The organism is Streptomyces sp. NPDC048483, from assembly GCF_040651455.1.
Lineage (GTDB): Bacteria > Actinomycetota > Actinomycetes > Streptomycetales > Streptomycetaceae > Streptomyces.
Window position 1 is genome coordinate 1 of the sequence record NZ_JBEZJZ010000043.1, and the last position, 23,209, is coordinate 23,209.

Below are 23,209 nucleotides of genomic sequence, written 5' to 3' on the forward strand. Positions count from 1 at the left end.
GCGCGGGGGCCCCGCGCCACCCCATGCCGCGGTGCGCCGGACACCGCGGGTGATGCACAATCGCACCGAACCATACGAACCATGCACGCCGTACAGCTCCTACGCACCGTACGCAGCATGCCCGCCGAGGCCGCCCCGGCCTCCTGAGACCCGCAGGGACGAGACGACTCTTGCGAGCACGCAGCCGCCACGACCGTCACGGCATCCGTCACGGAGGACGTCACGGAACCAGGGGGGGCCGATGAGCATGTACCGGGACCGGGCGCACCGAGGATCCGCCAGAGCCACCGTCCTGCGCACGATCGGCACCCGTGAGCGGCGCTCGCATCTGACCGCCCCGCGCGTACCCACCGTCGGCATCGACATCGGCGGCACCAAGGTGATGGCGGGTGTGGTCGACGCCGACGGCACCATCCTGGAGAAGGTCCGCACCGAGACGCCGGACAAGTCCAAGAGCCCCCAGGTCGTCGAGGACACCATCACCGAGCTGGTCCTGGACCTCTCCGACCGGCACGACGTCCACGCGGTGGGCATCGGCGCGGCCGGCTGGGTCGACGCGGACCGCTCCAAGGTGCTCTTCGCGCCGCATCTGAACTGGCGCAACGAGCCGCTGCGCGACCGTCTTGCCGGCCGCCTCGCGGTGCCGGTCATGGTCGACAACGACGCCAACACCGCCGCCTGGGCGGAATGGCGCTTCGGCGCCGGACGCGGCGAGGACCACCTCGTCATGATCACGCTCGGTACGGGCATCGGCGGCGCCATCCTGGAGGACGGCGCGGTCAAGCGCGGCAAGTACGGCGTGGCCGGTGAGTTCGGCCATATGCAGGTCGTGCCCGGCGGCCACCGCTGCCCCTGCGGCAACCGCGGCTGCTGGGAGCAGTACAGCTCCGGCAACGCCCTGGTCCGTGAGGCCCGCGAGCTGGCCGCCGCCGACTCCCCGGTCGCGTACAACATCATCGAGCGGGTCGACGGCCGGATCGGCGACATCACCGGACCGCTGATCACTGAGCTGGCCCGCGAGGGCGACGCGATGTGCATCGAGCTCCTCCAGGACATCGGCCAGTGGCTCGGCGTCGGCATCGCCAACCTCGCCGCCGCCCTCGACCCGTCCTGCTTCGTCATCGGCGGCGGCGTCAGCGCCGCCGACGACCTGCTGATCGGCCCGGCGCGGGACGCCTTCCGGCGCAACCTCACCGGCCGCGGCTACCGTCCCGAGGCCACCATCGCCAAGGCCCAGCTGGGTCCCGATGCCGGGATGGTCGGTGCCGCCGACCTCGCCCGCCTCATCGCCCGCCGCTTCCGGCGTGCCAACCGCCGCCGCGTCGAGCGTTACGGGCGCTACGAACGGTCCGGCCGCCGATGACCGACACCGACCTGAACGCCATGAACGACGACTCCCACCCCACCCCGCCGCCCGGTGGCAAGCGCCACCGCCCGGTCCTGATGGCGCTGATCATCTTCCTGCTGATCGCGATCCCGGCCGGCTATATCGTCATTTCCGCCGAGCAGAGCCGTGACAGCGGCCAGGGCAAGGAGGCGGAGGCCGCCGCCACCGGGCTGACCAACGCCTTCCCCTCCAAGGTCCAGCAGCGGATCTACGACGTCCCGGTGCCGATCGGCTCCACCCCGGTCTACTACTACGAGACCAACTCCTGGAAGACCAGCTCGCTGTTCGTCCAGTTCCGGACCAACGACTGGGGCCTGGAGCACTACCTCGAGGCCGTGGGCACCAGCACCGCCGCGCTCAAGAAGGGCGTGAAGACCATTCCGCCCGAGCAGGGCGCGAAGGTCGGCTGGGACTTCAGCATCGACTGGCCCTGGGCGGGCACCGTCAACCCGAAGAAGGCACCGCAGCCCTCCCAGCGGATCATGGTCAGCTACGACGAGCCCGGTCATCCCGTCGTCTACACCGTCTCGACAGTGAAGTTCTGACGCTGTCCGGCTTCTTCCTGACGGGATAGCTCCGGCTGTGTCCGGTTTTCCAGCTGACCCGGGTGTCAGGACCGCGTCACGAAGTTCGGTAGCTTGGTCGGGTGAGTGAGAAGACCCTGCAGCACCGGATGGACGGTCCCGACGACGCCCCCGTACGCGTATTTGGGCGCCTCGCTCGGCACCACGTGGCACAGGTGGTAGCGGCCGTCCAAGGGGCGTCCGGCCGATCCAGGGCAGGCGCTTAAACGCCAGGTCAGAGCCTTGGGTTCTGGGGAGCCCACCCAGTTGGTGAGACCTGTGTGAGACCTGTGTGAGAGCGGGTGAGACGACGAAGCCCCGTCGGACGCTTCCGATGCTGTGGGGACAGGCCCTGCGGATGCTCTTGCCGGCCCCTGAGACTTGGTCTTGGGGCCGACGTCAGATCGGCCACATGCGCGACCGATGCGTGAGCACGTGGGTGTGGCACATTCCTTCTGCATCGGATGGCCCACCACGGAAAGGCTGGGCCCAGTAGGGGAAGACGGACAGTTGAGGTCTTGGCGGGACCGTTGATCATGGCCCCGCCAGGATGATGGAGACCTTGTAGGAACGCTCTGTCCTCATCCTCGACTGCTGGCCCTCGACCGAGGGGGTCACACATCGTCTCGCCGGTCGCTCACTCTGGGGACACAGTGCAAGGAGCGCCGCAATAGGTGTTCAGGTAGGTCGCCGAAACCATCGCACCAGGGAATGGGCAGCACACGGCTACCCGGCAGGTGGATGCCGTGGTAGGTCGGGAGGGGCGTCATCGTACTCAGCGGGCGGGCGGCAAGAAGGACGCGTCCGCTGGGAGAGAGCGCGGCCAGCGCGCTCCTGATGCCGGCGGTGGTGCCAGTCGTCTCGATGACGACACCTGGCTGAGGGGTGGAGCCCGTACCCGCGTGGTCGGGCAGGGCGAGCCGGACGAGGCGGGCGAGTACCCCTTCTCCCACCACTTGGACGTCGGCCTGGCCGGCGGCTTCCACGGCGGCGTGGGCGGTGGCGGCCCAGGCGCGGGCGGCGCGTTCGTCGGCGTCCGGCGCCGGGTACCCGTACGCCCAGGTTTCGTCGGCTGACGGGTCGTCGGCGAACCACACCAGGTCCCCAGCTGTGGGGTGGGCGCCGGACACGCCCGTGACGTGCCGCCAGTTGTTCACGGTGCACCGCCTTCGAGGAGACTGGTCGGGGAGACGGCGCGGCCGAGTCGCGCGGAGGCGTACGCCGCTTCGACGACCGCCTGGGTGCGCAGTCCGTCGGCCAGGCTGACATCCACGGGCGTGCCGTCGTGGACCGCTCGCGCGAAGCGGGTGAATGCTCGGGTGCGCAGTTCGATCGCGGTCGGCGCCGCCCCGGTTACGGAGCTGTCCACTGGGTCGGGTGCTCCGCGGTGGGCGAGCGAGTAGTCCGGTGTGAGCTGTACTTCGCCCTTCTCGCCCCAGATGCGGGTTTGCATGCCCCGGCCGCCCACCACGCCGGCGCTGCCGATGAGGGTGGCGACGACGGTGCCGAAACGCAGGACGACGCTGACCACGTCCTCGATTCCGGGGGCCGCGGCCGTTGTCGAGGGGGCGGTCTCCGCGTAGACGCGGTCGGGTTCCTGGCCCATGAGTGCCCGGACGGCGTCGATCTGGTGGATGAGGTTCATGATGAGGAAGCCGCCGCCCGCGCGTTCCTTCGACAGGCGCCAGGTGGAGGAGATGCGGCCGCTGATGCCGCCGAGGAAGTAGGTGGCGGGCTTGTCCGTGAAGTACGTGGTGGCGACACCGAGCGGCGCGCCGATCTCCCCGGCTGCGATGTCCGCGCGGGCCTGGCAGAACCTCGGGTCGGTGCGGGTCGGGAAGAGGATGCCCGTGCGCAGCGGGCCGGCCTGAGCGAGTTCGAGCATGCGCCGCGCCGAGGGCAGGTCTTGGGCGACGGGCTTCTCCAGGAGGACGTGCTTGCCCGCGGCGAGTGCCTCCGTGAGCAGCGGCTCGTGGGTGTCGTGCGGGGTGGCGATGACGACCGCGTCGACGTCGGGGCGGGCCAGCAGGGCCGCGACGGATGTTTCCCACCGGCCGCCGAACCGGGCTGCGGTCTCCTGGGCCAGCTCCGCGACAGGATCGTGGCAGGCCGTCAGATCGGCTTCGTCCGCGGCGGCGAGCGCTTTGGCGTCCTCGATGCCGATGTCGCCGCAGCCGAGCAGGCCGAAGCGCATCGGGCGTGCGGTGAGGTTGAGGTCGCCGGGAGCCGGGTGCGGTGTGTTCCAGTGCAGTGCGGCGCTGACGAAGGCGCGCTCCCCGGCGAGGCGTTGGTAGACCTCCGGGGCTTTGTGCGCCGGGTAGTCGGACAGGACGTCCCTGATGGTGAAGCGGCGCTGTCCCAGCAGGGAGAAGAACTGGTCGCTGAGTCGTTCTTCGTCCGCTTCGGTGAGCTGGGAGACGTGGGCGCCGCGCAGGTCGAGCAGGCGGTCGTGGAGCTGTTGCAGGGGGACTTCGGCCTCGTCGGCGCGCGGTGATCCGAGCAGTACCACCCGGCCGCCGTGCTCGGCGGCGGCGATGGCGACGGCCAGGCCGGGGCCGCTGTCCGTGGCGTCCACGACGAGCGGCGTGCCGCCGTCGAGGTGTCCGGCTTCTTCGAACACGGTGGACGGTTCGGTGCGGGTGGTCCACATCTTGGCAGTGGACGCGGCGACCGCCCTCACCCGCGACGCGCCGCGGGCCACGGCCAGGCGGCGGGTGATAACGCCGAGCAGGCCCTGACCGACCACCGTCACGGGCTCGTCCGCACGCTGGCCTCCGGTTTCGAGACCGTGCAGGGCGGTGAGCGCGAGTTGCCAGACCGCGGCGTCGGCCGGCGGGACGCGATCGGGCACCGCGCGCACGTAGCGTGCGGGTACGACGGCGACGTCCGCGTGACGTGCCCGGCGGACCGCCACCCGGGTGCCCGCGGGAAGTCCTGGACCGCTGCGCAGCGTACCCGCGGCCATGTAACCGGGGCGTTCCGGGAACCGGGAACCGGCGGTCGGACGATCCAGCAGGATCGCACGCTCGGTGCCGGGCGACACCACGCTCACGCTGACATCGACCACGACGTCACCGGCGCCGCCCGGCGGCTCGTTCTGCTCGACGACCTCGCACCGGCCGGGGCCGGGTAGGACCACCTGTCGCATGCACGCCTCCACGGGGAATGCGGTGACACCGATCATCACGGAGTTCTGCGGTCCGGGCCGGAGTTCTCCGGCGAGAAGGACCGTTGACTCGAAAAGGACTGCCCAAATTCCGTGCTGCGAACTCATGGTTGACCGGACCTTAATTCTTCGGGCACGGTAAAGCGCATGATTCCTTGGGTGTTGCGCAAGATGAAATTCGATCCCCGCACCATCTCATTCATCGGACATGACTTCGCCCGCCTCCTCGCGCGTCTCAGGAACCACTGTTGGGGCCGGGGTTCGAAGGACGCCGTGAAATCGCCCAAAATTCATTTGGGCTGCGGTGACCGACGTGTTCCCGGCTGGCTCAACTGCGACGTGTCGGGCTCGGAACGCGACATCGACCTGGCGGCCGGCCGGCTGCCGTTCCCGGATGGTTCGGTCACGGCCGTGGTGATGCAACACGTCGTCGAGCACCTGGAACTGCACAGGCAACTCGTCCCGTTGTTCCAGGAGCTGCAGCGCGTCTGTACGGATGACGCCGTGCTCTGGATTTCCTGCCCCGACCTGGCCAAGGTCTGTGCCGCCTACGCCACCGACCGCGGGCAGGCGCTGAAGGAGGACCGCTGCCGCCGCTGGCCGGAGTACACCCTCGGCGGAGCCCCCGTCCAGCAGTTCATCAACGACCTCTTCCAGGCGCGCGGCAGGCACCGCAACCTCTTCGACCTGGAATTGCTGACCTGGGCCCTCGGCCAGGCCGGCTTTTCCGCTGTCGAACGGATCGAGGAGGCCGACCTGCTCGCCGCACACCCTGAGTTCCCGCCACGACACGACGACGAGCAGTCGCTCTATGTGAGGGCGCGCAAATCCCGGTAGTGGCACCACAGGTCGTACAGCGGGATCTCCGCCGGGTCCGCCTGGGTCGGTTTGACCGGCTCGGTCCAGTGGACCATCAGAGTCGGCGGCGAGGCGGGGTGCACGACCTCGCCGTTCTTCGCCTGGACGCCCGGAGTCCAGGCGAAGACCTCGGCCGGGATGGTCTGGTCGCCGGTGGTGGTGCGCAAGCGGTGCAGGCTGGTGCAGGGCAGGCCCGACGTGACCATGAGGTAGTTCAGGAACGGCTGTTCGTAACCGAGTTTCATGTGTGGCGTGACCTCGCGGGCACCGGGCAGCGCGGCGGTGATTCCGGCCAGCGTGAGCGCCCCTTTTCGGGAGGTGACGAAGCCGGTGTTGGCAGCGTATTCGTACTGCTCCCGCGACAGTTTTCCGGCCTGCTTGATGGTTTCCTTCCAGGCGCGTCCCGGAAGGTTGGACGTGGCGGTCACGAAGCCGTAGTCGGCGAGATAATCGAAGACGAAGTCGATGTTCCGTAGGACGGCGGTGTCGCTGTCGATGTAGAGGAATTCGTCGAACTCGCCCTCCCATGCCGCGAGTTTTCTGAAGTGTCCCTTGTGGTGCTCGTGGAACGAGAGACTGATCTCGTCGCACCGCGCCAGCAGTTGTTCGTCCTCCCATACGGTGAACCCGTAGCGGTCCCCCAGGGCGGCGATCCGAGCGTATGCGCCGTCGAAGGGGATCAGCCGCAGCGGAATGTCGGGGTTGGTACGGCGGAAGCTGTTGAGGAATGCGGTGACCAGTTCCACCACACGGTCGTTGGCCACGAAGTACACGCCGCGTTTGCCCGGCATGATGTCTCGCCCCCTTTGCACGCAGGAGTGTTGGGTCAGGAGTTGGTGTGAGCGATGAGCGGCTTGCCGCGGACGGCCTCGGAGGTGAAGCCGTCCGGACCGATCGGGTGATCGCCCAGGACGGTTACCCGGTAGAGGGTGCGGTGGTAGTCGGTGTGATCGAGATCGGCCGGTTGCAGGTGGGCCACGGCTCGGTTGTCCCAGACAGCGACGTCGCCGACCGCCCAGCGCCAGCGGACGGTGTACTCCGGGCGCCCGATGTGCTCGTAGAGCAGTTCCAGCAGATGGCGGCTTTCCCACGGCAGCAGCCCGAGGAGGCGGGTCACCGAGGCGGGTGGGGTGAACAGTGCCTTCTCACCGGTCTCGGGGTGGACGCGCACCACGGGGTGCACGGAGAGCAGGGTGTCCTCGGTGAGCCGCCGGATGACCTCCACGTCCTCCTCGTCGGAGAGCCGCAGCTCGCAGGCGGCGTAGAGGGTGTGTTCCGCGCGCAGCCCGTCAGCCAGTGTCTGCAGTGAGCCGGAGAGCCCTTGGTATGCCGCGACCAGGTTGGTCCACTGGGTGTCGCCGCCGTATTCGGTGACCACCTCGGAGCGGAGGATCGAGATGGCCGGCGGGTTGACGGAGGCGGCCAGGTCCACGTGCCAGCCTGAGTCGTGGCGCAGTGTCTTGGGCCGAAGCCGTTCCTCGAACCGGCGGCCGTAGCGGGTGTCCTCCGCATCCGGGTCGACGATCAGGATCTCCGGGTGTCCATCGGGATGGACGCCGTGTTTGCGGCCCGGGCGCCGGGTCAGCGCGCCGAAGCGGCGCCCGAACGTCACATGGTCGGCGTGACTCAGCCGTTGGCCGCGGAAGAAGATCACCTTGTTTCGGAGCAGTGCCTCACGGATCCCGGCCATGACCGCGTCGGATATCGGTGCGGAGAGGTCCACCCCTGCGATCTCGGCGCCGATGTGCCCCGCGAGGCGCCGTACGTCGATTCCGGCGACGTTCTGCGTGGCTGTTGCCATCCGCGTTGTCTCCCTTCGGTCGCGTTCGTGGCGCCCGATCGGTCAGGACCAGTACACGGTCGTCTCTTCGTCGAGCTCGCCCATCAGCAGATTGATGGTGGTGCGGAAGACACCGTCGCTGCCGCAGGGGGCCACGGCGTGCACGTTTGCGGTGTCGAAGATGTACACGTCCCCGGCGTGGACGGGGACGGTGAGCTGCTCGATTCCGGACAGCGATTCGATCGGGTACCCGTAGCTGTCGGTGGACATGCCGAACGCGTGGCGGCTCTTGCGGTCGGGCGAGATGTTCCAGTACAGCAGCTCGCCCCCGGAGTTGTTCTCCACACACATCAGCGCATTGCACAGGCGGCTCACCCGCTGGACCTCGCACCCGTCGATGTGGCGCGCGTGGCGGATGGCCTCGGCGTCATCGTGCGGAGCGAGCACGAGCGCGTCGCTGTCCGCTCGGGAGCGCAGCCGGAATGGGGCAGCCCGCCGTCCCCGGTGTTCTGCCAGGCGGAGCCGGACACCCTCGCCCGCCAGATGGTCGCGGTATTCGTCCAGCAGAGAGAGCGGTGTCCGGCCCGGGCCCGCGCAGAGTGTCTCCAGGGCTGGACGCGCACGGTCCGCCTCGGCCAGGTACCAGTCGAGACTGGAGGCGGTGAAGAGGTGATTGCCGCACCAGTAGTCCGCGTCCCGAGCGCTGCGTTCGTCGCTTCGGAGCATCGGGCTGCTCCAGAAATTCCGTCGGATGCGCTCGCAGACGTCCGGTGGTAGTACCCCGCGGAAGATCGCGCCGGCGACCTTTCCGTGGAGGACGTCCGTCCACGCCTGCCAGTCCATCTCGTCCCGTTCGACGAAGCGGAAGTAGTCGGCGGGGTGGACCTGTCCGGTGAGCCGAATCTGATCGGAGCCGCTGTTGCTCACCACTCACCTCCTTCGTGGCGTGTGTGCGTCAGTAGGCGGCGCTCACCACGGTGTTCAGTGAGCCGTGTACCTTGTGCGCGCGTTCCTGCATGGCCATCACGCCGGCCAGGCCCTCCGGCGTGTAGAAGGCACTCAGCTTGGTGTAGCCGTCGAACTTCACGTCCTCCCCGCTCCGGGATATGGCGGCGGCGGGCTCTGCCAGCAGGCGCGCGTCCTGAGCGACCCAGAGGTGGCCTGCCGCGGTGTCGGCGCAGATACGGTCGAAGAGGGCGCGCAGCGCAGAGCCCGAGAAGCTGCCCGCGTGGTAGACGGCGCGGCTGCCCCAGTTCAGCGTCGGGTGGTGGCTGCCGAACTTCACGTAGTAGCGCCGTCGGCCCTGGCCCAGCCGGCAGTACTCGTCCAGGGTGATCCAGGTGCCGTCCGGCAGATGGAAGCCCTCGGGCGTGATGATCTCGGTGTGCGGGAAGATCCCGCGGATCGCGTCGGGGTAGTACTCCCTGGCCTTCGACCAGAACGGCCAGGCCATCGTCACCTTGGCGTCGTAGAGCGGCGTGGGCGGGTGGTCGAAGAAGAGCTCGCCCTGTTCGCACGCCTCCATCCACTGGTCGAAGAAGCCGTTGTACCTGAGGTCGTAGAACTCGTGGGCACGGACGAACCCGCAATCCTTCCAGTGGACGGCGTCCCAGGCGAAGTGCCGGATGCCGGCCTCGCGCAGCCGCTGCACGGTGTAGTGGACGCCATGCGGCCGGGAGGCGTTGCCGGTCAGGTGGTGGATGACGAGGTCGTCGCCGAACCGGGAGCGCAGGGAGGTGGCGAGGTTGTCGATGAGCGGGTCGAAGTTCCGTTCCGTGTCGTCGAAGTCCTTCGGGAAGGCCCGGTAGAGGGCGTGCACCTGGTCCGCGATCTCCCAGCCGGAGGCAGGGCACTGCACCTCCGCGATCGCACCGGGGGCGGGCTCGTCGGTACGGAAGTAGAGCGGCAGTGCGAGGTGGCGCTCCGTCAGTTCGAGGTGGAACTCCCGGCCGCGCTCCGGGGGCTGTCCGGCCAGTACGGTCTCCGCGATAGCGGGGTCGGCCTCACCATGCAGACTGGCCAGGAAGACGTCACGGGTGATCCGTTGGAATTCGCGGATCAGGGCGTTGCGGTCGATGAAGCCCTGGAGGGTTTCGGGGGCCAGTGCGTAGGGGCGTTGGGAGATCAGGTTGGTGAAGCCGACGCCCGCCCGGGTTCTGTTCTCGATGTCGTCGTCGATGAAGCGGTACCAGGGGTGCGTGGTCGGCTCCGCCATGCGGGCCTCCTTCACTGGGTGGTCAGTGTCGCGAGATCGAATCCGTACAGGCGCGCGCAATTGCCGGAGGTGACCCGGTCCCGGGCTCCTTGGTCGGCTTCCGCCAGGCAGCGCCCCAGCACTTCCGTGGAGTGCGGCCAGCTTCCCTCGTAGTGCGGATAGTCGCTGCCCCAGAGGAAGTTGCCCGCACCGAGCAGGCGCATGGTCACCACACCCACCTCGTCCTCGGTGAAGGTGGCGTGGACCTGGCGGCGGAAGTAGTCGCTCGGGGACATGGTGAGGTCGGTGCCCAGCGCCGGGCCGAGCTTGTCGTAGATCCGGTCGGCGTGCAGCAGGTGGTAGGCGATCCAGCCGATGTCGTTCTCGGCCAGGACGATGTCGAGGCCGGGGAAGCGCTGGAGGACGCCGGAGAAGATCAGGTCGGTCAGCGTGTGCTGGAGTTCCTCCGGGTAGGCCATGTTGCGCTGGATGCGGCCCATCGGGGTGGTGTAGTCGAAGAGCCGGGGGCTGTCCCGGTACCCGGTGAGGCAGTGCATGGAGACGGGCATGCCCAGTTCCTGTGCCGCTTGCCAGAAGGGGTCGTTGGCGGCTCCGGCCAAGTCACGCTCGTCAGGGGCGGAGGCCCAAATGGCGGCGCCCTTGAGTCCGAGGTCGTGGCAGCGGCGCAGCTCCCGGACGGCTTCGCCGGTGTCCCAGAGCGAGATCAGTCCGAGGCCGGCCAACCGCGCCGGCGCGTACCGGACGTAGTCGGCGAGCCAGTCGTTGTAGGCACGGAAGCAGGCGCGCTGGAAGTCGCCGTCCGCGAGCCAGAAGAGGTGGAGGCCCAGGCTGGGATAGAGCACCTCACCGGCCACTCCGTCCAGCGCCATGTCCTTCAGCCGTGCGGCCGGATCGCTGCCGCCGGCCCGGGCCGCTTCGACGACGGGCTCCGCGTTCACGAAGTCCTCGGGCGTGGTGTCGGTGGCGTAGAGGGTGTTGACCAGGGCGGGTCTCAGGTTGTCGCAGGTGAAGTACCAACCCCGTCGCTCGGCGTCCCAGGAGACCCGGGGGGCGCGGTCGCGGTAGCGGCGTTCCAGCCCCTCGGTCCACAGCCGCACCGGTTCGACGACGTGGGAGTCCGCTGAGAGCACAGGGACGATCACAGGCCCACTCTCCCCATGGGTAAGGGCCATCGCGGCAACACGCCGGCAACCCGTGGCCTGCGGCGATGGCGGAAGGCGGTAAGACGCGGACAGGAAAAAGCCGTCCGAGGAGTTCAGGCAGACGGCGGCAGCGCGAGATCCCATTCTTCGGTCCGCGGCATGTCCGGTTCAAGGGTGCGCGCAACCGAACGCGCCGATTCGGACACCCGGCGTAGCGCTCTTCTGGTGCGGTGTCCGACGGTGTGTCACCATTCCCCGCATGCCGGTCGACAACCCGACCGCCCCGGCGCAACAGGGCGCGGACATCCTTCTCCTCAGCGCCTCCAACTACCCGGCGCTGCCCATCTATCCCTACGCATTCGTGCAGGTCTCGGCAGTGGCTGCCCGCCACGGACTCACCACCGCCCGCCTCGACCTGCTCCACACCCCCAAGGAGTCGTGGCGCACGACGCTGTGTGAAACCCTGGAGCGCACCAGCCCCCGGCTCATCGGCATCCACCTGCGCCAACTGGACTCCATCTTCATCTGGAACTATGCCGACCACGACCTGCCGGGCGCCCCTCCGGTGCGCAGGAACAGCTACTGGCCGTTTCACGAAACCCAGCAACTCGTATCCTTATTAAGGGAGTTGACGGGGTGTCCGATAATGGTGGGTGGTTTCGGCTTCACCACCCGCACCCCGGACCTGCTGGATCGGCTCCGGCCCGACTTCGGGGTGACCGGCGAGCCGGACGAGGTGCTCAAGCACCTGGACGACGTGCTGGCGCACCGCAACGTAGAGCGGATCGCCAACCTCGCCCACCACTCCGGCAACGGCTACACCCTCAACCCCCGGGTCTTCCTGCCACCCGCGGACCACACCGAGTACACCGACGCCATCCTGCGCGACCTGCTGGACTTCTACGGTCCGCAGCGCGTCACCGGACCGGAGGCGGACGTCCACGTCCCGGTGGAGGTGCAGCGCGGCTGCCCGTACCGCTGCTACTTCTGCACCGAACCGATGGTCAAGGGCCGGCACCACCGCATCCGCGACCTCGACGTGGTGATGGCGGACATCGCCTTCCTCGCCGACCGCGGCGTTTCCCGCGTGTGGCTGGTCTGCTCGGAGATCAACATCGGCAGCAACAAGCTGCTGTTCGAGATGGCCGCAAGGATGCGGAAGCTCAACCACGGACGTACAACGCCACTGAACTGGACCTGCTATCTGCTGCCCAACCCCCCGCTGGAGCGGAGCGAAATCCGGGCGCTGCTGGAGTCGCACTTCGAACCCAGCTGGAACCAGTTCGCCTCCTACCACGACGAAAACCTCAAGCGGACCCGCGTCCCCTACCGAGCCCGGCACGCGGTCCAGGCCCAGGTCGCCTGGCTGGAAGAGGACCAGGCGTTCCGGAGCGCACACGGCCTGCCCCTCCCGCCCCGGCGGCTGGACATGTTCCTGGGAAACACCTACGCCACCCCCGAGACCGTATCGGCCACCTTGCGCACTGTCAGCGAGCTGCGCCTGGGCGAGCGCTTCGACGACTCGCTCATCACCCGTGCCACCCGCGTCTTCGACCTGGGCGACGGCCTCATCGACGACACCGCGGCCTCGGCCTACTCCGTCGGCCCGGAAGGACTCCTGGACGAAGTAGACCTGGTACACCCCACCTTCAGCTATCCCACCGCGTTGGTCGAGGCCCTCGGCAGCGCCCGGGCGGTGGACGAGTTCTTCGCCTATGTGGAGAAGACCTTCCTGTCCCGCGCCTACCGGGCCCGCCTCGACTGGCCGGCGTTCCTCGCCGGCCACACCGACGAGGAACGCCTGGCCCAGTGGTGCGAGAGCCTCCGGCACGCGCCGGCCCGCGCCGGTGAGAGCGAGGCCGCACGCACCGTTCGCCTTTCCCTCGCGGCAGACGGCGGTGCGGCACTGCTGAAGCAGCTACGGGAAAGCACCGCGTTGGAGGAGAGCGCCGGCCCGCTCGCCCGTGCCCTCGTCGAGCTGCTCATCGATACCGAGCCGGGCCGAACCCGCGACGTTTTCGCGGCGATCGGCCTGCCCGGCTACTGGGACGACCGCACCGCGCGGACCGCCTACGACGTCTGTGACGGGCTCGCCGCCCGCTTTGTAGCCGTCCAGGACGTGCTCGACGCGGCGCGGGCGGCGGCGGGCCCCGGCGGCGACCCGGCCCTGCCCCTGCTGGCCGTGGAGTACTGCCTGTACGACAACAACGTCCTGCTGCGACCGGACTACTCACGGCTCCTGTTCCGCGGCTGACGGCCAGAGGTCACCGGCCCCCGGGCCGGGACAGGTACCGTGCGGGCCCGCCCTCCCGCACGGTGTCCAGCGTGACGCAGTGGAAGGACCCACCGAAGGTGTAAACGTGCCGGAAGTCCACCGGCACGCAACGGAATCCCCAAGCCGTCAACGCGTCGATGAGCGGCTGTTCCTGGCGCTCGACCACCACCGTCTCCGGGTCCAGGGTGAGCACGTTCATGCTCACCCATGGGCTGCAGAAGTACATCGGCCAGTCCTGCGGCAGCGTCGGCGCCGGGGCGGGCAGGATCTCCCAGCCGTCGAAGATCTCGTGGTGGACGTAGCGCTCCGGGTGGACCAGGAGTCTGCCCGGCGCCAGCGGCGCGATGGTGGCGTCGATGTGCATCGCATGCGGATCGTCGGTGTCGACGACCGTCACACCGAACTCCGGGCCGATGGCCCGCCGCACCCAGTCGATGCCGAACTCGTTGGTGACATGGCTGCGCTGGACGATGAGATCGCGGCCGAAACGCAGGAAGTCGGCGGCGTCGAAGACCGGCTCGAACTCGGTCACCGCCCAGTCACCCGCTTCGCCCTCCGTGCGGTAGAGCGCGTCGGTCAGCTGCGGGCGCGGAGCCGGTAACCAGCGGGCGCCGCGTCGGAAGTACGACTTGATCAGCGAACGGAAGGCGTCCACCTCGTGGTGGCGGCAGCGCCAGGACATCGGGGCCTCGATGATGGCGTCGCCGACGACCATCAGCAGATCCCTGGGCATCCCGGCGTAAAGTCCGCCCGCGGAGCTCCAGTGCGGCGTCCGGAACGGCACCTGGTGCTCGACGGCATCCGGCCGGACCACCGCGACCCCGTGTGCCTCCAGCACCTCGACCAGGCCCTCCAACTCCTCCTCGGCCGCCTTGAGGAGGCCGGCGGGCAACGGAGTCCCGCCCAGCTCCTGGAAGACAGGCCGGGCAGCGTCGGGCACGACGTCCACCATCGATTCCTGCCAGTCAGGGAAGACCCCGCCCAGCAGGCTCCCCACCACCACCTCCCGCAGCGGATCCCATTCGGTGTACGAGTTGACCGCCGGCGACAGTGCCTGCTCGTGCTCATCCGGCTGCACGTCGTTCGTCATGTTCCCCCACTTCGGCGTGGTTCTGCTGTCGACTCCACATGCGCATCACGTACGTCGTGCCGTCGGGCTGCGCTGGCCAGTCCACCGGCTGTCTCGCCCCCGTCGATCACGAATGTCTGCCCGGTGACGAACGCGGCGTCCGAGGAGGCCAGGTAGGCCACCAGGCCGGCGATTTCCTCCGGGGAGCCGAGCCGTTGCAGCGGCAGCATCCCGGCCTGTTCGGCGAGCTGCCCTTCGGTGTACTCGGCCCGTTGCATGGGCGTGAGCACGTAGCCCGGGCATATCGCGTTGACCCGGACCCTTGGTGCCAGTTCGAGCGCCAAGGTCCGGGTGAGTTCGATCAGCCCGGCCTTGCTCACGTTGTACGCCGCGTAGTCGGGCATGCCCACCATGCCGCTGACCGAAGCGGTGTTGATGATGACTCCGCCGCCGGACCGCATCCGGCGTCCCGCCTCGCGGGCCACCAGGAAGGCTCCGGTGAGGTTCACCCGGAGCGTCTGCTCCCACTCCGCGAGCGAGGTCTCCAGGAACGCCCGGCGGATACTGATGCCGGCGTTGTTGCACACCACGTCCAGTCCACCCCAGGCCGCGTCTGCCTCGGCGAACGCCTCCCGTAGGGGCGCTTCCTCTGCCACATCCGCGAGCAGCAGCAGCACCCCGTCGGGGGCGTCGTTCGCGAACCGCCTGAGGGCCTCCCGGTCGCGGTCGAGAACGGCCACCCTTGCCCCGTCCCGTGCGAAGCGCTGCGCGATGGCCGCGCCGATTCCGGACGCCCCGCCGGTGATCAGCACACGCCGCGATTGATGCCCAGCCTGCTCTACCAAGCCTGGTCTCCTGAGTCGGTGAGGTTGCCCCGTCGTGAGGGGCCCTGTGCCGGGCTAGGACGCGCTGGGATCGTTCCCGCGGGAGAAGTCACCGAACCGCAGTGCGTCGTAGAGCCGCTTTCCGGTGGACGGAGGGCTGAAGAAGAAACGAGTCGAATCCCTCCGACGCAGCAGCCCGTGCCCGATGAAGTCGCGGGCGGTGGCCTTCCAGTACTGCGGCCCGAGGATTCCGAGCAAGGCCAGGTACTGAGCAGCGCCCAGCGGCCGGCCGAACCAGTGGTTGACCGAGACGGACGCCGAGTGCGCCCGGATGTCGTGCCACCAACCGCGCGGGATGTACAGCAGGTCGCCGGGACCCATCCACACGGAGTGCAGCACCGCGTGCTTCAGTCTCGGAAAGCGCCGCATATCCGGAGCGGCCAGGTCCACCTGGCTGTTCACCAGGTTGTCCGGAAAGGGGTACGCGGCCCTGCTGTCCCGCCACGCGAGCAGAGTCACGCTCTTCTCCCCCCAGAGCTGGCAGAAGAAGTTGTCCTTGAGGTCCGAGTGCAGCATCGAACGCGTCCCGGCGGAGCCGATCCACACCCGCGTATCAGTGGGGTGCCCATCGGGCGGGAGCAGAGAGGCGAAGTCGCAGTCAGCCGGGTCGAAGATCTCGTGAGCCCGTTGATACGCCAGATAACAGGGCGCGGAGGGCCCGGCAGATTCCATCCGCTCGACGAACTCGCCGAAACTCAACTCCCGCTCGTAGCTCTGCTGATCCTGCGGGAAGAGAACACCGGTGTGGGGGAGGTCCAGCAAGGCAGTCACCCGCCGCTCGCCGTGGCGCTCCACCAGGGTTGCCGGATTCCACGCGGTGCGGGCCGGCCAGGAGTCAAGGAGACCGGAACAGAGCAACGGTCCGGAGCGCCGGGCAACGACGCGGCGCAGCACACCGACGCCGGATGCGGGCACCCGCGGCACCCGACGGACAACCAACCCCCTGTCGAGAAGCCGCGATGCCATCCCGGCTGCCAGATCCGGTGGCTTCTCCGGCAACCCCAGCTCCTCCCCCAACCGCCCCACCCCGGATCGTCGGATGATGCTCATGACAACTCACTGTCCGGGCTTGCCTACCCCCTGCATAGCCCCCAAAGTCAGACACCCCACATGAGCGCGCACTTCTGGCCAGTGTGGGCCGACCCCTGCGCGTGATGTGTTCAGCGCGGTCTCTCACCTTGTTGCCGTTCCAGGCGGTCGTGCTCGGTGAAGGTTCGGCTCGCTGCACGGTCTTGTCGGGCGAGTAGCGTGGGGGGCTGTCTGCGGTTTTGTGAGCCTGTGGGGCGTCCAGGACCGGGGCGGGAGGGTTCACGACACTCGCCGGTGTTGAGGCGCGCGTCAACGGACCTGATCGACACCCCGGCCGGCACGGTGCCCGTCAGGAACGGTCAGGAGTGAATGAGGAATCAGCTCCTCGTCGGCCGGCCCCCGCCAGTATGAGCATCGGTATCGACGAAGCCGCCCGGGAATGATCTGGTCATGTCCCTGTGCCGCCAGACTGGGACAATCGCACAACGCTGTCCCGGCCGGGGTCTGACTCATGTGAGACCTGACCGAGGTGTCTTGGACCGAGTGTCTTGGCTTCGTCATGTCGACCTTTGGTGCGGGACGGTGCGTGCTGGCACTGGGCCGATGGGACGTGTCCCGACAGGGGCCCTGCCGTGAACCAGGCGCTGTCACAGTTCTGACCGCCCGAACGGTCCGGTGCCGGCCCCGTCGACACCGTCATCCGGTCGGGAGGCGAATGGCCATGACCAGAACACTCGGCACCCCAGAAGCCAGCCAACTTCCGCTCCTGGCGGGTGAGGTCGTCCTCGGCGTAAACACCCACCGGGATGCCCATGTCGATGCCGTGATCTCCGCGCTGGGGGCGGCCATCGGACCGAATCCTTCCCAGCCACCGAGACTGGCTATCGGCAATTGCTTCAGTGGGCCTGCACGTTTGTGACGGTTCGACGGGCCGGGGTGTGGGGGACCGGCAGCTACGGGGCGGCCCTGTCCCGCTGTCTGCCGGCCCAGCATCTCCAGGTGATCGACGTGAACCGGCCCGACCGTACGGCCCGCCGCCGGCAGGGGAAGTCGGACCCGGTCGATGCTCAGGCCGCTGCTCGGGCCGTGCTCAGCGGTCGCACGCAAACCCGGCCAAGTCCGGCGACGGGCCGGTGCAGAGCGCCCGGATGTTCAAACGTGCCAAGGACTCCGCCGTCAAGGCCCGCACCCAGCAGCTGACCGGGCGAATCCGTGATCTGGAACACCGTCTGGCCCGGCTCGTGAAGTGCCACTTTCCGCAGTTGCTCATCCCGGTGGGCATGGGTCCGGACAGTGCCGTCACCCTGCTGATCACCATGGGTGACAACCCTGAACGCCTGGGCAGCGAGGCGTCCTTCGCCGCGCTGTGCGGGGTCAGCCCCATCGAGCACTCCTCGGGCCGCCATCACTACCGTCGACTCAACCGCGGGGGCGACCGACAGGCCAATGCCGCCCTGCACCGGATCGTGCAGACCCGGCCGCGTTACGACCCGCGCACCCGGGGCTACTACAGGCGCCGCATCAAGGAGGGCAAGACCCGACGTGAGATCGTCCGATGCCTCAAACGCTACGCCGCCCGAGAGGTCTTCAACCTGGTCCGGCCGGCATCCGCAGGATCCCCGGCATAGGGGCAATGGTGAGATCTGAGATCGCGCAGGGGGCGAGTGAGACACCGAGGCGCACCCTGCAGCACCGCTTTGATGGGCCGGCAGACGCCCCAGTCCTGATCACGAGCAGGGCACCGCATCCGTACCAGGGGATCAAGGTGAGCTACGACAAGCCGGGCCACTCAGTCGTCTGCATCGTCTCGATCATGAGGCTCTGACCTGCGCGTATCCGCTTCGGGTGCGGCCGGTGGCCACGCTACGGGCGTCCTCGTGCCGGCTTTTCCTGACCCGGGTGTCAGGACCGCGTCACGAAGTTCGGTAGCTTGGTCGGGTGAGCGAGAAGACCCTGCAGCACCGGATCGACGGTCCCGACGACGCCCCCGTACTCGTACTGGGCGCCTCGCTCGGTACAACATGGCACATGTGGGACCGGCAGATCCCCGAGCTGACCCGCCACTGGCGCGTCATCCGTTTCGATCTGCCCGGTCACGGCGGTTCGCCCGCCCACGCCGCGTCCTCCATCGCCGAACTGGCCGACCGCCTGGTGGCCACCCTCGACCTCCTGGGCGTCGAGCGGTTCGGCTATGCCGGCTGCAACATCGGCGGCGCCGTCGGCCTCCAGCTGGCGCTCACCCGCCCGCACCGGGTGACCTCCCTTGCCCTGGTGTCCTCGTCGTCGCGCTACGGCACCGCGGACGCCTGGCGCCAGCGCGGCGTGGTGATCCGTACCAACGGCCTCGACCCGATCGCGCGCACCGCCCCCGAGCACTGGTTCACGTCCGGCTTCGCAAGCGCCCAGCCCGCCATCGTCGAATGGGCCGTCCAGATGGTGCGGACCACCGACCCCGGCTGCTACATAGCCGCCTGCGAGGCACTGGCCTCGTACGACGTACGGTCCTCCCTCAGCCGCGTCGGCGTGCCCACCCTCGTCGTCGTCGGCTCCGAGGACCAGGTCACCCCGACCAGCGACGCGCGCTCCCTGGTGGCCGGCATACCGGACGCGAGCCTCGCCATGGTGCCCGGCACCTCCCACCTCGCGCCCGTCGAGCAGCCCTCGGCCGTCACCGAACTCCTCATCCGGCACTTCACCACCGCCTGGCACGACAAGCCCGGCCCGGCCGGCCAGGCCGCCATCGGCGCCGCCGCCCCCAAGGCGCAGATCGCGCCCCCGCCGCCCCCGGCCGCGCCCCCCGCCGCCATAGAGTCCGGCCTCACCAAGCAGGAGCCGGACCGCGGCGGCACGTACGAGGCGGGCATCAAGGTCCGCCGCGAGGTCCTGGGCGACGCCCATGTCGACCGCGCCGAGGCCGCCGCCGACGACTTCACCGGCGACTTCCAGGACTTCATCACCCGCTACGCCTGGGGCGAGACCTGGACCCGCCCCGGCCTCGACCGCCGCACCCGCAGCATCGTCACCCTCACCGCGCTGGTGGCCCGCGGGCACCTCGACGAACTGGCGCTGCATGTGCGCGCCGCCCTCCGCAACGGCCTCACCCCCACCGAGATCAAGGAGGTCCTGATGCACACCGCGATCTACTGCGGCGTCCCGGCAGCGAACTCCGCCTTTGCGGTGGCCCAGCGGGTGATAAAGGAGGAGACGACCCCGGAGGAATGACGGGCGCGCCCGCCGCCGTTCCGGGGGTGGGCGCCCGGCGCGCGCGGCAAGATGGCCCCATGGAACTCACGAACCCCATGGAACTCACGAAGATGACCCATGCCTGCGTCCGGCTCCAGAAGGACGGGCAGACGCTGGTCATCGACCCGGGTGTGTTCAGCGAGGAGGACGCGGCCGTCGGGGCGGACGCGATCCTGGTGACCCATGAGCACATGGACCACTTCAACGAGGACCGGCTGCGCGCGGGCATGGAGGCGAATCCCGGCGCCGAGATCTGGACCCTGGCCAGCGTCGCAGGTCAGCTCTCGGCCGCCTTCCCCGGCCGGGTGCACACCGTGGGCGAGGGCGACACCTTCACCGCCGCGGGCTTCGACATCGAGGTGCACGGCCAGCTGCACGCCGTCATCCACCCCGACATCCCCCGTATCACCAACGTCGGCTATCTGGTCGACGGCGGTGCGGTCTTCCACCCGGGCGACGCGCTCACCGTCCCCGAGGGCCGCCGCGTCGACACTCTGCTGCTGCCCGTCCACGCGCCCTGGAACAAGGTCGCCGAGGTGATCGACTACGTCCGCGCGGTCGCACCCCGCAGGGCCATCGACATCCACGACAGCCTCCTCCAGGACCACGCCCGGCCGATCTACGACTCCATGATCGACAAACTCGGCGGCACCGATCACGGCCGCCTGACCCCCGGCACCGGCACCACACTCGGCTGACTGTCACACCCCCGCTGTAGGTTTACGTACATGCGCATCGCGACCTGGAACGTCAACTCGATCACCGCCCGCCTCCCGAGGCTGCTGGCCTGGCTGGAGAGCACCGGCACGGACGTGCTGTGCATCCAGGAGACCAAGTGCTCCGCCGAGCAGTTCCCGTACGAGGAGGTGCGCCAGCTCGGCTATGAAGCGGCGGTCAACGCCGACGGCCGGTGGAACGGTGTGGCGCTGCTGTCCAAGGTGGGCCTGGACGACGTCGTCAAGGGCCTGCCCGGCGGCCCCGGCTACGAGGGTGCCCAGGAGCCCCGCGCCATCTCGGCCACCTGCGGCCCGGCGCGCATCTGGTCGGTGTACGTCCCCAACGGCCGCGAGGTCGATCATGCGCACTACGCCTACAAGCTCCAGTGGTTCGAGGCCCTGAAGGCGGCGGTCGCCGAGGACGCGGCGGGCGCCCGCCCATTCGCGGTCCTCGGCGACTACAACGTCGCCCCGACCGACGACGACGTCTGGGACCCCGCCGTCTTCGCCGGCGCCACCCATGTCACCCCCGCCGAGCGCGCCGCGCTGACCGCCCTGCGCGACGCGGGCCTGACGGATGTCGTCCCCCGCCCCCTCAAGTACGACCACCCGTACACCTACTGGGACTACCGCCAGCTCTGCTTCCCCAAGAACAAGGGCATGCGCATCGACCTGGTCTACGGCAACGAGCCGTTCGCCAAGGCCGTTTCGGACGCCTATGTCGACCGCGAGGAGCGCAAAGGCAAGGGCGCCTCGGACCATGCGCCGGTGGTCGTGGACCTCGACGTGTGAGGGCGGTGACCGACGGGCCGCGGGGGCCGGCCCGACCGGCCGACGCCCCGTCAGCCGGCCGCGACCGGCCGGTACCCCCTCAGCCCCGCCCCGGCACCAGCGCCCGCAGATCCACCGACTCACCGAGCGCCTTCAGCCCCGCGTCGCCGGGATGGAGATGGTCACCGCTGTCGTAGGCGGGCAGCATCCGCTGGGGGCGCTGCGGATCGCGGACCACGGCGTCGAAGTCCAGGGTCGCGTCGAAGACGCCGCCGTGGGCGCGGAGGAAGGCATTGACGGCCTGGCGGCGGGCCTCGACGTCCGCGGTGCAGTCCTTGTAGCCCTCGCAGGGGGCGATGGTGGCCGCCACGACCCGTAGCCCCCGCTCGTGCGCCCGCCGGGCGATGGCCCGCAGACCGGCGATGACCTCGTCCGCCGAGGTGCCCCAGCGCACATCGTTGATGCCCTCGAAGACGACGACCGTACGGACGGCGGGCTGTGCCAGCACATCCCGCTCCAGGCGGTGCTGGGCGCTCACCCCGCCGGTGTCGGTGCTGACCCCGTCGCCCTGGTAGCGGTCGGTGACGATGCGGTTCGCGGAGATGCCGTGGTTGAGGACGCCGTAGCGGGGGAGGGCGCTCTGGGCCTGGAAGCGGCGGGCGAGGACATCGGGCCAGCGGCGGTTGGCGCCGCTCGTCGACTTCACCCCGTCGGTGATGGAGTCGCCCAGCGCCACGACCGAGCCGGGGCCGCCCTCGACGTCCACGCCCGTCAGGAACGGCCAGATGGTCATCGTCTCCGGGAACCCCGCGTCACCGGCGTCACCGGTACGGTCCCCGCCGCCCTGCGCGCTCAGATACGAGACCTGGGTGGCCTCCTGGTGGACGGGCGCCGCCGTCACCGTCCCCGGCAGATGGAGGGAGACCAGGAGGCTGGTGTCCGCCGGGACGTCGAAGGCGACCGGATCGCTGACGGCCTCGGCGCCCGCCGGTATCCGGGTGCCGGTGTGTCCGCGGCCGAACGTCACCGGTACAGGCGCCGAATCCGCCGCGGCGCCCGCATCCTGCACCGCCACGCTCGCCGCCCCTATGTCCACCGGCCCTGCCGCGAAGGTGTTCGCCAGCCGTATCCGCGCCCGCGGCCCGCCCGCACCGGCGTGCACGACGAGCCGCAGGGTACGGTCCGTCCAGGGGCCGACCGCACGGTAGCCGGCCGTGCTCGCCGACCAACTCCCCGTCCTTCCAGGAGAGTTGGCCTTTACCGTGGCCGCGAAGACATGGAGATCGGCCGCCGGACCGGGGTCCCGCGGCAGCTCCACCGACGCCACCTCGCGCCCGGCCCGCAGCGGCACCGATACCGCGTACAGCCGGGCCGCCGCCTCTGTGCTCTGCCCGCCCGGCGCATTGATGTGCGGCAGCGCCACCGCCTTGGTGCTCAGCGGCCCCGAACGCCAGTCGGGCGCGGTGAGTTCGAAGGCGGACCGGGAACCGTCGCGGTAGTGCACGGTCCCGGTGCCGGCGGCCGGCCCACCATCGGTTCCCGTCTTGGCGACCAGGAACGTGAGCGCGTCGCCCCGCCCGTCCAGCACCGCCGCCTGCCCGTTCGCCACCACGTTGTCCGGCGTACCGGCCGCCGTACGGGGCCAGGCGAGCCGCGCCTCGTCGATCGTCAGCGTTCTGCCGGGCGACCAGCCGGCCGCCGCCAGGTCCTGCGCGGAGAGCGAATGGCCCGCGCCGTCGAAGTCGGCCGCGCCAGGTCTGGCGTTGTCACTGATGGCCTTGTTGTCGAAAAGTCTCGCCAAGGGCAACGGGCGGTGCGGGGTTTGCGCCGCCGAGGCCGCCCCCGAGGCGGCCGCGGCGGGCGCCGCGAGGGCGGTCGTGGTGGCGGCGGGCAGTGCGGTCGCGGTGAGCAGGAGTGCCAGGGCGGTGCCCCATGGTCGTACGCGCATGAATGCCTTCCCTCTGGTGGCTCCGGGCGCTGTCGGATGACGTGCCGGCGGACATCGGACGAGGTCAACGGGCAGATGGTGAGCTGCGATCCGGGCGTTTCCGTGGGGGGCAGGGTGCTGCGGCGGATCCAGCCGATCCGATCCGAGCGCCATGAAAGTAGGA

Annotated in this window: 20 protein-coding genes; 9 read left to right on the forward strand and 11 right to left on the reverse strand. The window is 69.4% G+C overall.

Annotation, left to right across the window (positions count from 1 at the left end):
• Positions 1-241 precede the first annotated feature (241 nt).
• Together AB0D04_RS21815 and AB0D04_RS21820 are read left to right on the forward strand one after the other, a co-directional pair.
• Positions 242-1,363 (forward strand): ROK family glucokinase, encoded by a 1,122-nt coding sequence (locus AB0D04_RS21815; RefSeq protein WP_362705711.1) that lies wholly within the window; start codon positions 242-244, stop codon positions 1,361-1,363.
• Positions 1,360-1,932 (forward strand): hypothetical protein, encoded by a 573-nt coding sequence (locus AB0D04_RS21820; RefSeq protein ID WP_362705713.1) that lies wholly within the window; start codon positions 1,360-1,362, stop codon positions 1,930-1,932. The genes AB0D04_RS21815 and AB0D04_RS21820 overlap by 4 nt, the downstream gene beginning before the upstream one ends.
• 632 nt (positions 1,933-2,564) lie before the next feature.
• Here the strand turns inward: AB0D04_RS21820 and AB0D04_RS21825 are convergent.
• Together AB0D04_RS21825 and AB0D04_RS21830 are read right to left on the reverse strand one after the other, a co-directional pair.
• Positions 2,565-3,107, reverse strand: a complete 543-nt coding sequence (locus AB0D04_RS21825) for a hypothetical protein (RefSeq protein WP_362705715.1) — start codon at positions 3,105-3,107, stop codon at positions 2,565-2,567.
• Positions 3,104-5,098, reverse strand: coding sequence for a Gfo/Idh/MocA family oxidoreductase (locus tag AB0D04_RS21830; protein ID WP_362705718.1), 1,995 nt, complete (start codon positions 5,096-5,098; stop codon positions 3,104-3,106). Before AB0D04_RS21830 ends, AB0D04_RS21825 begins: the two co-directional genes overlap by 4 nt.
• A 357-nt stretch (positions 5,099-5,455) precedes the next feature.
• Here AB0D04_RS21830 and AB0D04_RS21835 point away from each other — a divergent pair, with 357 nt between their 5' ends.
• Complete coding sequence (locus tag AB0D04_RS21835; protein WP_362705721.1) at positions 5,456-5,953, forward strand: methyltransferase domain-containing protein; 498 nt, start codon at positions 5,456-5,458, stop codon at positions 5,951-5,953.
• Here the strand turns inward: AB0D04_RS21835 and AB0D04_RS21840 are convergent.
• From AB0D04_RS21840 to AB0D04_RS21860, 5 genes are read right to left on the reverse strand one after another with little or no spacing between them, the layout of a single operon-like run.
• Positions 5,926-6,765 (reverse strand): hypothetical protein, encoded by an 840-nt coding sequence (locus AB0D04_RS21840; RefSeq protein WP_362705723.1) that lies wholly within the window; start codon positions 6,763-6,765, stop codon positions 5,926-5,928. The two genes, AB0D04_RS21835 and AB0D04_RS21840, sit on opposite strands and share 28 nt — an antisense overlap.
• A gap of 35 nt (positions 6,766-6,800) precedes the next feature.
• The gene (locus AB0D04_RS21845) at positions 6,801-7,775 is read right to left on the reverse strand and encodes a TauD/TfdA family dioxygenase (protein WP_362705726.1); all 975 of its coding nucleotides are present in this window, start codon (positions 7,773-7,775) and stop codon (positions 6,801-6,803) included.
• Between the two features lie 42 nt (positions 7,776-7,817).
• Positions 7,818-8,681 (reverse strand): hypothetical protein, encoded by an 864-nt coding sequence (locus AB0D04_RS21850; protein ID WP_362705729.1) that lies wholly within the window; start codon positions 8,679-8,681, stop codon positions 7,818-7,820.
• A gap of 28 nt (positions 8,682-8,709) precedes the next feature.
• Positions 8,710-9,969, reverse strand: a complete 1,260-nt coding sequence (locus AB0D04_RS21855) for a hypothetical protein (protein WP_362705736.1) — start codon at positions 9,967-9,969, stop codon at positions 8,710-8,712.
• An 11-nt stretch (positions 9,970-9,980) separates the two neighbouring features.
• A complete protein-coding gene (locus AB0D04_RS21860; RefSeq protein WP_362705739.1) occupies positions 9,981-11,111 on the reverse strand; it encodes an amidohydrolase family protein in 1,131 nt (376 codons plus the stop codon).
• Between the two features lie 259 nt (positions 11,112-11,370).
• Here AB0D04_RS21860 and AB0D04_RS21865 point away from each other — a divergent pair, with 259 nt between their 5' ends.
• Complete coding sequence (locus AB0D04_RS21865; protein ID WP_362705742.1) at positions 11,371-13,365, forward strand: radical SAM protein; 1,995 nt, start codon at positions 11,371-11,373, stop codon at positions 13,363-13,365.
• 10 nt (positions 13,366-13,375) lie between these two features.
• Here AB0D04_RS21865 and AB0D04_RS21870 read toward each other — a convergent pair whose 3' ends face one another.
• The 3 genes from AB0D04_RS21870 to AB0D04_RS21880 form a co-directional block, all read right to left on the reverse strand.
• Positions 13,376-14,476 carry an amidinotransferase gene (locus AB0D04_RS21870; protein WP_362705745.1) on the reverse strand — a complete coding sequence of 367 codons (1,101 nt, stop codon included), beginning with the start codon at positions 14,474-14,476 and terminating at the stop codon, positions 13,376-13,378.
• Positions 14,473-15,267, reverse strand: a complete 795-nt coding sequence (locus AB0D04_RS21875) for an SDR family NAD(P)-dependent oxidoreductase (RefSeq protein ID WP_362705746.1) — start codon at positions 15,265-15,267, stop codon at positions 14,473-14,475. Before AB0D04_RS21875 ends, AB0D04_RS21870 begins: the two co-directional genes overlap by 4 nt.
• An 87-nt stretch (positions 15,268-15,354) precedes the next feature.
• Positions 15,355-16,389, reverse strand: coding sequence for a cupin-like domain-containing protein (locus AB0D04_RS21880; RefSeq protein WP_362705749.1), 1,035 nt, complete (start codon positions 16,387-16,389; stop codon positions 15,355-15,357).
• A gap of 870 nt (positions 16,390-17,259) precedes the next feature.
• Between AB0D04_RS21880 and AB0D04_RS21885 the strand changes: the two genes are divergently transcribed.
• From AB0D04_RS21885 to AB0D04_RS21905, 5 genes are all read left to right on the forward strand, one after another.
• On the forward strand, positions 17,260-17,568 hold the full coding sequence (locus AB0D04_RS21885) for a hypothetical protein (RefSeq protein ID WP_362705752.1): 309 nt from the start codon (positions 17,260-17,262) through the stop codon (positions 17,566-17,568).
• Positions 17,517-17,996 (forward strand): IS110 family transposase, encoded by a 480-nt coding sequence (locus AB0D04_RS21890; RefSeq protein ID WP_362705753.1) that lies wholly within the window; start codon positions 17,517-17,519, stop codon positions 17,994-17,996. The genes AB0D04_RS21885 and AB0D04_RS21890 overlap by 52 nt, the downstream gene beginning before the upstream one ends.
• A gap of 310 nt (positions 17,997-18,306) precedes the next feature.
• Positions 18,307-19,590, forward strand: a complete 1,284-nt coding sequence (gene pcaC, locus AB0D04_RS21895; RefSeq protein WP_362705756.1) for a 4-carboxymuconolactone decarboxylase — start codon at positions 18,307-18,309, stop codon at positions 19,588-19,590.
• A 77-nt stretch (positions 19,591-19,667) separates the two neighbouring features.
• A complete protein-coding gene (locus tag AB0D04_RS21900; protein ID WP_362705845.1) occupies positions 19,668-20,309 on the forward strand; it encodes an MBL fold metallo-hydrolase in 642 nt (213 codons plus the stop codon).
• Between the two features lie 30 nt (positions 20,310-20,339).
• Positions 20,340-21,119, forward strand: coding sequence for an exodeoxyribonuclease III (locus AB0D04_RS21905; protein WP_362705758.1), 780 nt, complete (start codon positions 20,340-20,342; stop codon positions 21,117-21,119).
• Positions 21,120-21,198: 79 nt separating this feature from the next.
• Here AB0D04_RS21905 and AB0D04_RS21910 read toward each other — a convergent pair whose 3' ends face one another.
• Positions 21,199-23,046 carry an SGNH/GDSL hydrolase family protein gene (locus AB0D04_RS21910; RefSeq protein ID WP_362705761.1) on the reverse strand — a complete coding sequence of 616 codons (1,848 nt, stop codon included), beginning with the start codon at positions 23,044-23,046 and terminating at the stop codon, positions 21,199-21,201.
• Positions 23,047-23,209 lie beyond the last annotated feature (163 nt).

Bases quoted from the DNA above. Each gene is read 5' to 3' on its own strand.
- AB0D04_RS21815 (WP_362705711.1), top strand. From the start codon at position 242: ATGAGCATGTACCGGGACCGGGCGCACCGAGGATCCGCCAGAGCCACC.
- AB0D04_RS21820 (WP_362705713.1), top strand. From the start codon at position 1,360: ATGACCGACACCGACCTGAACGCCATGAACGACGACTCCCACCCCACC.
- AB0D04_RS21830 (WP_362705718.1), bottom strand. From the start codon at position 5,098: ATGCGACAGGTGGTCCTACCCGGCCCCGGCCGGTGCGAGGTCGTCGAG.
- AB0D04_RS21840 (WP_362705723.1), bottom strand. From the start codon at position 6,765: ATGCCGGGCAAACGCGGCGTGTACTTCGTGGCCAACGACCGTGTGGTG.
- AB0D04_RS21845 (WP_362705726.1), bottom strand. From the start codon at position 7,775: ATGGCAACAGCCACGCAGAACGTCGCCGGAATCGACGTACGGCGCCTC.
- AB0D04_RS21855 (WP_362705736.1), bottom strand. From the start codon at position 9,969: ATGGCGGAGCCGACCACGCACCCCTGGTACCGCTTCATCGACGACGAC.
- AB0D04_RS21865 (WP_362705742.1), top strand. From the start codon at position 11,371: ATGCCGGTCGACAACCCGACCGCCCCGGCGCAACAGGGCGCGGACATC.
- AB0D04_RS21870 (WP_362705745.1), bottom strand. From the start codon at position 14,476: ATGACGAACGACGTGCAGCCGGATGAGCACGAGCAGGCACTGTCGCCG.
- AB0D04_RS21880 (WP_362705749.1), bottom strand. From the start codon at position 16,389: ATGAGCATCATCCGACGATCCGGGGTGGGGCGGTTGGGGGAGGAGCTG.
- AB0D04_RS21890 (WP_362705753.1), top strand. From the start codon at position 17,517: ATGTTCAAACGTGCCAAGGACTCCGCCGTCAAGGCCCGCACCCAGCAG.
- AB0D04_RS21900 (WP_362705845.1), top strand. From the start codon at position 19,668: ATGGAACTCACGAAGATGACCCATGCCTGCGTCCGGCTCCAGAAGGAC.
- AB0D04_RS21905 (WP_362705758.1), top strand. From the start codon at position 20,340: ATGCGCATCGCGACCTGGAACGTCAACTCGATCACCGCCCGCCTCCCG.
- AB0D04_RS21910 (WP_362705761.1), bottom strand. From the start codon at position 23,046: ATGCGCGTACGACCATGGGGCACCGCCCTGGCACTCCTGCTCACCGCG.